This window comes from Endozoicomonas sp. SESOKO2 (genome assembly GCF_024606245.1).
Taxonomy (GTDB): Bacteria; Pseudomonadota; Gammaproteobacteria; order Pseudomonadales; family Endozoicomonadaceae; genus Endozoicomonas_A.
The window spans coordinates 1-1,162 of the sequence record NZ_JAHHPQ010000399.1; the positions used below are offsets into that span (position 1 = coordinate 1).

Sequence of the window (1,162 nt, forward strand, 5' to 3'; positions counted from 1 at the left end):
GAAGCGGGAAATGCGTTCCAGCCAGATACACAACTCCCGTCAACAACATTTACAAGGGGCATGATTGCTTTTTCTGGCGATCAGGGCAATAGCGGGCCGTCTCAGTCCCGTCGTGTTTCCCCCTCTAAAAAAAAAGCCGAACAAAACGGCAAGAAAAGTGAACGAAGTACTCGCTCTGACGAAAGGAAAAGTGTTGATGATAATGAGCCGCCACCGCCAGGCGGGAACCATCCGACCACACCAGCAAACGCAGTATCCCCGGCGTCCTTGCTTAAACATCTGATGCATCTCTACACAACCTCCGGGCTTCGGCCTGAAAAAGTGATCAACAGATCGAATTTTCTTTCAGAACAGCTGGGCATCAAATCAAGGGAGAAGTTTGAAACGTTTTACCATCCATGCCAATCACCCGATAGTGAAAGTGAAACATTATATAACCAGATGCTCCTGGGTTTTGATCCGAAAAACCAGCAACACATGATGCTGGCATCAAACGCTCTGCAACACTCTATACAGGTCATCGTTCATGATGGTCAGAAATATCGCTGCTATAGCGATGATAAAAACCACAATCATTCGCCTCACCAGTCTTTGAGTAAACTTGAAGATCTCCATATTTTCCTGTTTCACGAGAATCATGCTGTAAAACTGTCTCATCACAGTAACAACTTCCTGTGGTTCACTCACTTTCTGACCAGCTCCCACTTAAATAAGCAGGAAAACGATTGGCTGAGAGACAGTCAGTCTGAAAATGCTTTATGGGAACTGTTTCCAGAATGGCAAAAAGACCTTTTATTATGCCGGGAAAATCTTCAATACAACGCCATAAAATCTGCCAGCAAAGGGCCACTGAAAAAGACGTCCATAAAATCTGCCAGCACAGTGCTAAAACAGATCTTGACGACTCCCGGTGAATTCATGCAGGAAGAACAAGGACATAACCTGTTCAGGTTTTACAATAAACTAGGTCTGGTTTGCTACCCGTTCGACGATAAAGAGAACCCCGATGGAGCATTTTACATTAGCAAAAACGTCCTTGGATCGGTGGTTTTTTTCTGGCAAGACTCTGCCAGTAAATATATCTCGTTTATAGCTCCTGATCTCTCAACATCAACGATAAACGATAAATTACAGTCTTTCGATGATCATTTAAAAAATTATT

General features: G+C 43.7%; 1 protein-coding gene. It reads left to right on the plus strand.

What is annotated here, in order from left to right; translation table 11 throughout:
* On the plus strand, nucleotides 1-1,162 hold a 1,162-nt coding region (locus tag KDK17_RS08765), incomplete at both ends, for a hypothetical protein (RefSeq protein WP_257287875.1).